Source organism: Microcystis sp. LEGE 08355 (assembly GCF_015207185.1).
GTDB lineage: Bacteria > Cyanobacteriota > Cyanobacteriia > Cyanobacteriales > Microcystaceae > Microcystis > Microcystis panniformis.
This window is the reverse complement of the sequence record NZ_JADEXI010000272.1, coordinates 1-6,113: the sequence shown is the minus strand read 5'-3', so window position 1 is coordinate 6,113 and position 6,113 is coordinate 1. Positions and strand designations below refer to the sequence as shown.

Annotated in this window: 14 protein-coding genes and 1 pseudogene; 12 read left to right on the top strand and 3 right to left on the bottom strand. The window is 40.8% G+C overall.

Annotated features, from left to right (window positions below; all coding sequences use genetic code 11):
- The 6 genes from IQ242_RS14300 to IQ242_RS14275 form a co-directional block, all read left to right on the top strand.
- Positions 1 to 348 (top strand): putative toxin-antitoxin system toxin component, PIN family (locus IQ242_RS14300; RefSeq protein WP_228021000.1); only part of this gene is annotated, 348 nt, incomplete at its 5' end.
- A 72-nt stretch (positions 349 to 420) separates the two neighbouring features.
- Complete coding sequence (locus IQ242_RS14295; protein WP_002738017.1) at positions 421 to 669, top strand: hypothetical protein; 249 nt, start codon at positions 421 to 423, stop codon at positions 667 to 669.
- Positions 662 to 1,072, top strand: coding sequence for a type II toxin-antitoxin system VapC family toxin (locus IQ242_RS14290; protein WP_002777101.1), 411 nt, complete (start codon positions 662 to 664; stop codon positions 1,070 to 1,072). The genes IQ242_RS14295 and IQ242_RS14290 overlap by 8 nt, the downstream gene beginning before the upstream one ends.
- Positions 1,073 to 1,266: 194 nt before the next feature.
- On the top strand, positions 1,267 to 1,506 hold the full coding sequence (locus IQ242_RS14285) for a hypothetical protein (protein ID WP_193960421.1): 240 nt from the start codon (positions 1,267 to 1,269) through the stop codon (positions 1,504 to 1,506).
- The gene (locus tag IQ242_RS14280) at positions 1,506 to 1,934 is read left to right on the top strand and encodes a putative toxin-antitoxin system toxin component, PIN family (RefSeq protein ID WP_193960420.1); all 429 of its coding nucleotides are present in this window, start codon (positions 1,506 to 1,508) and stop codon (positions 1,932 to 1,934) included. The genes IQ242_RS14285 and IQ242_RS14280 overlap by 1 nt, the downstream gene beginning before the upstream one ends.
- A 60-nt stretch (positions 1,935 to 1,994) precedes the next feature.
- Positions 1,995 to 2,117 carry a hypothetical protein gene (locus IQ242_RS14275; RefSeq protein WP_002799393.1) on the top strand — a complete coding sequence of 41 codons (123 nt, stop codon included), beginning with the start codon at positions 1,995 to 1,997 and terminating at the stop codon, positions 2,115 to 2,117.
- Here the strand turns inward: IQ242_RS14275 and IQ242_RS14270 are convergent.
- The gene (locus IQ242_RS14270) at positions 2,085 to 2,471 is read right to left on the bottom strand and encodes a type II toxin-antitoxin system VapC family toxin (protein ID WP_193960419.1); all 387 of its coding nucleotides are present in this window, start codon (positions 2,469 to 2,471) and stop codon (positions 2,085 to 2,087) included. The genes IQ242_RS14275 and IQ242_RS14270 overlap by 33 nt on opposite strands.
- On the bottom strand, positions 2,468 to 2,695 hold the full coding sequence (locus IQ242_RS14265) for a type II toxin-antitoxin system Phd/YefM family antitoxin (RefSeq protein WP_193960418.1): 228 nt from the start codon (positions 2,693 to 2,695) through the stop codon (positions 2,468 to 2,470). The genes IQ242_RS14270 and IQ242_RS14265 overlap by 4 nt, the downstream gene beginning before the upstream one ends.
- A gap of 242 nt (positions 2,696 to 2,937) precedes the next feature.
- Between IQ242_RS14265 and IQ242_RS14260 the strand changes: the two genes are divergently transcribed.
- The 5 genes and pseudogenes from IQ242_RS14260 to IQ242_RS14240 form a co-directional block, all read left to right on the top strand.
- Positions 2,938 to 3,162 (top strand): hypothetical protein, encoded by a 225-nt coding sequence (locus IQ242_RS14260; RefSeq protein WP_193960417.1) that lies wholly within the window; start codon positions 2,938 to 2,940, stop codon positions 3,160 to 3,162.
- A complete protein-coding gene (locus IQ242_RS14255; RefSeq protein ID WP_004163250.1) occupies positions 3,152 to 3,352 on the top strand; it encodes a putative toxin-antitoxin system toxin component, PIN family in 201 nt (66 codons plus the stop codon). Before IQ242_RS14260 ends, IQ242_RS14255 begins: the two co-directional genes overlap by 11 nt.
- Positions 3,349 to 3,672 (top strand): hypothetical protein, encoded by a 324-nt coding sequence (locus IQ242_RS14250; protein WP_147069323.1) that lies wholly within the window; start codon positions 3,349 to 3,351, stop codon positions 3,670 to 3,672. Before IQ242_RS14255 ends, IQ242_RS14250 begins: the two co-directional genes overlap by 4 nt.
- Positions 3,673 to 3,716: 44 nt before the next feature.
- Positions 3,717 to 4,097, top strand: a complete 381-nt coding sequence (locus tag IQ242_RS14245) for a type II toxin-antitoxin system VapC family toxin (RefSeq protein ID WP_193960416.1) — start codon at positions 3,717 to 3,719, stop codon at positions 4,095 to 4,097.
- 87 nt (positions 4,098 to 4,184) lie between these two features.
- Positions 4,185 to 4,357: pseudogene (locus tag IQ242_RS14240) on the top strand (IS30 family transposase); the annotation flags it as partial.
- Positions 4,358 to 4,385: 28 nt separating this feature from the next.
- Here the strand turns inward: IQ242_RS14240 and IQ242_RS14235 are convergent.
- A complete protein-coding gene (locus tag IQ242_RS14235; protein ID WP_193960422.1) occupies positions 4,386 to 4,838 on the bottom strand; it encodes a hypothetical protein in 453 nt (150 codons plus the stop codon).
- 231 nt (positions 4,839 to 5,069) lie between these two features.
- Here IQ242_RS14235 and IQ242_RS14230 point away from each other — a divergent pair, with 231 nt between their 5' ends.
- Positions 5,070 to 5,921 (top strand): alpha/beta fold hydrolase, encoded by an 852-nt coding sequence (locus IQ242_RS14230; protein WP_193960415.1) that lies wholly within the window; start codon positions 5,070 to 5,072, stop codon positions 5,919 to 5,921.
- Positions 5,922 to 6,113: the final 192 nt, after the last annotated feature.

Below are 6,113 nucleotides of genomic sequence, written 5' to 3'. Positions count from 1 at the left end.
CCCCACACCCTGCCCCCACCAACAAACTTTTTTAGCAAACCCTATGTAGTTGTTTTTGATACAAATATATTAATCTCTGCTTGGCTGTCTAAAAACAGCCCTACATTTTCCTGCTTATCGTTAGCGAAGACGGGATTGGTATCTTCAGTAACCTGCCAAGAGATTTTAGACGAATTAACCGAAAAACTTCAGCAGAAATTTCAAATATCTGAACGGGGACTTAGAGAATATATCGCAGAAATTCGTCAATTTTCCAGCCTTGTTCCGATAACGAGACAACTTAGATCCGTTCCCAACGATCCCGATGACGATATGATCATAGAATGTGCGATCGCACGGCAGTTATAGTTGAGAGGGTGTGTTACACTAGCCTTAAGGCACTGTGTAGGCCGTACTCGAATTACTTCTCAACAATCCATTATGATAAAAAATCTACGAGTTAGTTATGATGGAATGGTTTTCCGTCCCGAAGAAAAGATTGAATTAGAACCCAATACCCATTACATCATCCAAATTATTTCTCGGGAAGATCCACTAGAAAATAACCATAAAAATGCTTGGGAACTGTTAGAAGAAATGGCTGGCACCTATGAAGCTCCAGAAGATTGGTCAAGGGAACACGATCATTATTTATATGATACTCCCAAAAGAAATATAAGCGATGAATAAGTCCAAACTTTTTTTAGATACGGTCTTTATCCAAGCAATTCTCAATCCTCATGATCAATATCATCAAATTGCTATGCAGTTCCTCCCCTATGTAAAAAATGCAACAGCAGTTTGGGTTACTGAAGCCATTTTTATGGAGGTTGGTAATGCTCTTAGTCATTACAATCGTCCTAAGGTTTCTGCCTTTATCAAGCAATGCTATCAAACCGATAATTTATTCGTTGTTACTATCACTTCTACTCTTTTTCAAAAAGGCTTAAAGCTCTACGAATCAAGAGCTGATAAAAGCTGGGGATTAGTAGATTGTTTTTCTTTTATTGTTATGGAAGAAAATCAAATTACCGACGCTTTAACTTCAGATGTTCATTTTATTCAAGCAGGTTTTCAAGCTTTACTACGATAATTAATTAGCGATCACCATTTAGTTAAAGATATAATTTTACGGCAAGCGCGAAGATGAAAGGACTTTCTAGGCCGATAATTTCTCGATTCTAACCGATCGAAGCCCGGAAGGTGTAGGCGAACGCAAACCGAAAAACCTCTCCATTAAGGACTCGTGTTAAACTGATTAATCATGCTGGTGTCTAGAAGCGACCTATGCCGAAATTAACCTTAAGCAACGAACAAGTGATCGAATTAGTCAAACAACTCCCCGAAGACCAGAAACGGGAAGTTTATAAAATTCTCATCCTCAGTCAGTCGAACCGATGGGAATCCTTGTCTAACTACGCCATTGACAAAGCTCGAATCGTAGCCAAGGAACGCGGCTATGATTGGGATACCATGACGGAAGAAGAAAAAGAAGAGTTTATCGATAATATCGTTCATGAAAAATAGTGGCTCCCATTGTCGTTTTTGATACTAATATACTAATTTCTGCCTTGCTTTTTCCTGGTGGAAGTCCACTTCTGTGCGTGTCTATGGCAAGAAACGGGCGGATACAATCGGTAACTTGCCAAGAAATTTTAGATGAGTTTTCAGAAAAGCTTATTGTAAAATTTACACTTTCTGAAGAAAAAACCGAGGAAATTATTGAAGAAGTTTGCCAATTTTCTCGAATTGTCAGAATTAATCAAGAGCTTGCCCTAGTATCTGCCGATCCCGATGACGATATGATCATAGAATGTGCGATTGTTGGCAAGGCGACCCATATTATCACGGGAGACAAACATCTTCTCTCACTCGTTCAATATCAAAATATTCAGATCGTGAAAGCAAAAGACTTTTTGGACTTTTTAGATCGAAATAATAACCATGAATTATGAACTTTACTCAATGGGATTTTATTAAAAGATATTCGCGAAGCAAGATTATCCGCAGGAGACGTGGGAACCTTGGTAGAAAAACATCAAATCGAGGGATTAGAAAGGGGTTATAGTGTCGAGTTTTCCGATAGGTTGAGAAAAACGATCGCCCTACCAAAGACGTTGAATACCGTACCGATCTAAAATAGTATCTACACTAATAATCGGAATATTTTCAACAATAGCTTGAGCTACCAGAAGGCGATCAAAGGGGTATTTATGATAAAAAGGAAGGGTGATCAGCGCATCCGTATGTTCTGGTGTGATGGCAAGGATATTAAATTGATATTGATTAAGGCATACGTCGATAAAATCTTTGTAAGATTGATGTAAAATGAGTTTACCGATACTGATTTTGATGGCGATTTCCCAATAGGATGCTGGGCTGATTAATATTTCGTTATTTTGGTTAATAATTAGTTGATGGGCGGCGCTACTTAGTGGGGATTCGTTGAGTGTGTACCAAAGCAGAGTATGGGTATCGATTAGACATTTCAAGGCAGATACTCCGCGAAGTCTTGTAAGTGTTCTTCATCATCGGCCACGATGGTAATCATTCCTTTACATAGGCCAGGCCCCGGACGTTGGGGAGATGTGGGGGTTTGCCCGATTAATTTGGCTAGTGGGAGATTATTATCGGTAATCAACAATTCTTCCCCCGGTTTGAGATTGTATATCAGTTCGGGCAGTTTGGCTTGAGCTTCTTGGAGAGAGACAATCATAATTTTACGGCAAGCGCGAAGATGAAAGGACTTTCTAGGCCGATAATTTCTCGATTCTAACCGATCGAAGCCCGGAAGGTGTAGGCGAACCGAAAACCTTCTCCATTAAGGACCGGTGTTAAACTGATTAATCATGCTGGTGTCTAGAAGCGACCTATGCCGAACTTAACCTTAAGCAACGAACAAGTTATCGACTTATTCAAACAACTCCCCGAAGCATAGCAAGAATGAGCCTTAATAATATGAGCAAAATTTCGATCGAAGTCAGTCCCGAAGCGGCAGAAGTCTATCAATCCGCATCCCCGGAGGAACAAGAACGCATCCGGGTTCTTGTCGATTTGCTAATTAGAAAGCCAGTTAACAGCGATATCGATTTCTTGAGAAAACTAATGGACGAAATTAGTAATGAGGCGGAAGCTAGAGGATTAACCCCCGAAATTTTAGAATCTTTACTAAATGAGCCTTGAATATTCTTTTATTCTCGATACCAACGTTTTAGTAAGCGCGCTTCTGTCGAAAAACGGCAAAGCTCGTCAGGCATTAGACAAAGCCCAAAATATCGGCAAGCTTTTAATGTCCGAATCTACTTTGTTAGAGTTGATCACTGTTTTCAATCGTCCCAAATTCGATATTACACAGGAGCATATTTTACCATGAATATTACCTTAAATCCCGAATTAGAACAATTAATTAACTCTCAATTATCGACAGGGAAATATAATAGCGTTGAAGATTTATTGAAAGACGCTTTGTTAAATTTAGCGGACAAACAAAACCGTCAGGCTTTAAGCAAAAAAGTTAAAGAACTCTTCGATAAAACTCAATCCTTACCCGGCGTTCAGGATATTACCGAAGAAGAGATCGCCGAAGAAATTGAAGCCTATCGAAGAGAGGACTTAAAAGAAAAATGGGCTAAAGGGTTTCAAGAAGTTGAAGAAATGGAATTGACCGCCTCTGAAATTAGCGAAAAGGACTAGGAAAATCTGTTAATAGATAAATATAAACAACAGGGATTGATCCTATGATCCTGTGCGATACTGCCCCTTTATTCTGTTCGGTAGATAAATCTCAGCCACGACATCAAGCAGTTAAAATTTTTATCGAGAATGAGTCCTATTATCTAATAACAACTTGGTCTTGTTTTACTGAATCCATGTATCTCTGCTTGCAACGTGGGGGATGGTCGATGCAAGCTCAACTCGGTAAATTGCTATTGAAGAAAATGGTACGGTTAGCCTCGATCAAAGAAAAAGATTATCCTCGATTACTGTCACTGATGGAAAAATATAAAGATCGCCCAATGGATTTAGCTGATGCGACTTTAGTAGTAACGGCTGAGAATTTAAAAATCAAACGAATTTTAACCTTCGATTCCGATTTTTTCTCGGTCAGCATCATTTAATCTGGTCATTGTCCTTGCCTCTGTTGATCAATTTCTTCTTCCTTTATATCCTGTTTTCAGTATTTCTGCAAAACTGAGATGCCCCCTCAGAAAATCGGGGCAGATTTTTATTTTGCTACTCCTTATCAATCATTCTTGGGAGAGGGGGATTAAACGAGCATAATAAGGGACTATTAAGACAATTCTTGCCCAAGAAGACGAATTTTAAAATCCTGAAGCCAAAGGAGGTAGAAAGAGCCGTAAACTTAATTAACAATCGAGGTGACTCCATAACAGCTTAAGCTAGAGCTAGTAAATATAAATAGCACCCTGTTGATTGATGTTAAAGGTGGTATAACCGGGGGTACTCCCCGGAACTTTGGTGACAGTAATCGTGACTAAATTATCATCATTGACCTCTACGGCATAGATTAAACTAGAAGAATAGGGATCTGCGGCGGCATTAGCCCGATTAATCAGAATATATGCTGGAATTACCAAACCTCTTAGGTTTGTCTCCGTACCTGGAGATAATAATTGGGGAGAGGAATTAATATTGGCCGATAGGTCATAATTGAGGTCAATATCGGTTTGATTGATGATTTTAATCTCCACGGGACGACTCGTATTCACCCTAGCAACAGGCTGCCAAGGACCGGGTTGAAAGGTGGTAGCGGGGGGATTTTGAGCGGGTAGAGAGGGGGGAAAAACTAATCCCAGACTTAACACTAGGGAAAGAGTCAAAAAGCGATCGCATTTCATAGATAAATCCTGGTCTAGGGTTTTCATCCTATTTTAGGGAGGTATCCCCAGTGTTTTATACTGAAAGTAGAAGCTTTTGAAATTGTCTATAGCATTGATTGATCAGCTATCAGGGAATATCCTAAGCTTCCCTGATTTTGCTCTGTAAACAAGGCTAAATACACCCATTTTTCTCTAGAAGTTTCCCTAGTAACCCCTATCAACGGTTTAACTTAGGTTGAGATTGATTATATGCCTACCATCGACATATCGGGAGTATCCCACAGTTACGAGTTATTTTCGCCCCAAGCGGATAAACCGGTTTTAGTCTTTATACACGGTTGGCTGCTGAGTCGTCACTACTGGCAGCCTTTGGTAGATATTCTCTCCCCGGATTATCCCTGTCTAGTCTATGATCTCCGGGGCTTTGGCGACTCCCAAAAAATCACCTCTAACAGTCCTCCTAGCAGTTATAACCTTGAATCCTACTCCCAAGACGTTATTACCCTTCTTAACCGCTTAAACCTCGATGCTGCTTGGTTAGTTGGTCATTCCCTCGGTGGTAGTGTTGCTTTGTGGGCCGCGGATAGCTGTCCTGAACGGATTAAAGGGGTAATCTGTATGAATGCCGGCGGTGGCATCTATCTAAAGGAGGAATTCGAGCGATTTCGGGAAGCTGGAAGACAGATTTTACAGAGAAGACCGCCTTGGTTGCCCCGTGTTCCCTTTATTGATGTTTTATTCTCGCGGATGATGGTCAAGCAAACCCTAGGTAAAAAATGGGGCAAACAGCGCGTGATTGATTTTGTCCGGGCCGATTACCAAGCGGCCCTAGGGTCACTTTTGGAAACCACCACTATCAGCGAAGTTCATCTTTTACCCCAGATTGTCTCCCGTCTCCCGCAACCGGTCTATTTTCTGGCGGGGAAAGAGGATACGATTATGGAAGTTAAGTACGTTAACCATCTGGCCAGTTTTCATCCCTTGTTTGAAACTGGCAGCAACGTCATTGAGTTATCCGATTGTGGTCATTTTGCTATGCTGGAACAAACAGCAGCGGTGGCCCAAAAGATGATGGCTATTTTAAATCAGCATTGCGGTTAGAACCTTTAGGTAAGCGCATTCTTGAACTTTTTCAACAGTTTCTTAACTCCACCAACAGTGAACTAATACTATTAGGGGTCGAGAAGGTCGTCACCGACCTCCCCTCCCATTCAGAACCGTGCATGAGACTTTCACCTCACACGGCTCCTAGTTTGACTGTTCCCTTGTTAAGGATACAACTTGACATCTTTT

What these genes read in the sequence shown, in the direction of transcription:
- IQ242_RS14295 (WP_002738017.1), top strand. Translation starts at nt 421, where the DNA reads ATGATAAAAAATCTACGAGTTAGTTATGATGGAATGGTTTTCCGTCCC.
- IQ242_RS14290 (WP_002777101.1), top strand. Translation starts at nt 662, where the DNA reads ATGAATAAGTCCAAACTTTTTTTAGATACGGTCTTTATCCAAGCAATT.
- IQ242_RS14285 (WP_193960421.1), top strand. Translation starts at nt 1,267, where the DNA reads ATGCCGAAATTAACCTTAAGCAACGAACAAGTGATCGAATTAGTCAAA.
- IQ242_RS14265 (WP_193960418.1), bottom strand. Translation starts at nt 2,695, where the DNA reads ATGATTGTCTCTCTCCAAGAAGCTCAAGCCAAACTGCCCGAACTGATA.
- IQ242_RS14260 (WP_193960417.1), top strand. Translation starts at nt 2,938, where the DNA reads ATGAGCAAAATTTCGATCGAAGTCAGTCCCGAAGCGGCAGAAGTCTAT.
- IQ242_RS14255 (WP_004163250.1), top strand. Translation starts at nt 3,152, where the DNA reads ATGAGCCTTGAATATTCTTTTATTCTCGATACCAACGTTTTAGTAAGC.
- IQ242_RS14250 (WP_147069323.1), top strand. Translation starts at nt 3,349, where the DNA reads ATGAATATTACCTTAAATCCCGAATTAGAACAATTAATTAACTCTCAA.
- IQ242_RS14245 (WP_193960416.1), top strand. Translation starts at nt 3,717, where the DNA reads ATGATCCTGTGCGATACTGCCCCTTTATTCTGTTCGGTAGATAAATCT.
- IQ242_RS14235 (WP_193960422.1), bottom strand. Translation starts at nt 4,838, where the DNA reads ATGAAATGCGATCGCTTTTTGACTCTTTCCCTAGTGTTAAGTCTGGGA.
- IQ242_RS14230 (WP_193960415.1), top strand. Translation starts at nt 5,070, where the DNA reads ATGCCTACCATCGACATATCGGGAGTATCCCACAGTTACGAGTTATTT.